Here is a 365-nt window from a genome sequence, read left to right as displayed (position 1 = left end):
ATACTGCGAAAACTACGCGTATCGGTTTAGACTTTAATACACCTGTAGGCGATGCAAAAGTAGGTGGTAAAGTTGAAGTTGACTTTGCGGGTAATGGTGTGAATGAAAACCTTCGTATTCGTCATGCTTATTTAACTTATAACAATTGGTTATTCGGTCAAACAACGTCTAACTTCTTGTCTAGCCATGCGCCAGAAATGATTGACTTTGCAACTAACTTAGGTGGAAGCTATATGGCGGAAGCGTTTCGGGCAGGATTGCAATCAGTTGTCCAAGGGCAAATTGATTCAGGTGAAAGTATTGGTCTGAATCGAGTGCAAGTCTTTCAATATGTTGTTTTCCCCCAAGCCCTATCCGTTTCAATT

1 protein-coding gene is annotated in these 365 nt (G+C 41.1%); it reads left to right on the top strand.

Going from position 1 to position 365, the window contains the following annotated elements:
- On the top strand, positions 1-365 hold a 365-nt coding region (locus FLQ44_RS24120; RefSeq protein ID WP_240801259.1), incomplete at both ends, for a DcaP family trimeric outer membrane transporter.

Origin of the sequence: Vogesella mureinivorans (assembly GCF_007644035.1) — a bacterium.
In the GTDB taxonomy this organism is placed as follows: domain Bacteria; phylum Pseudomonadota; class Gammaproteobacteria; order Burkholderiales; family Chromobacteriaceae; genus Vogesella; species Vogesella mureinivorans.
This window is presented reverse-complemented; position numbering and strand designations above follow the sequence as displayed.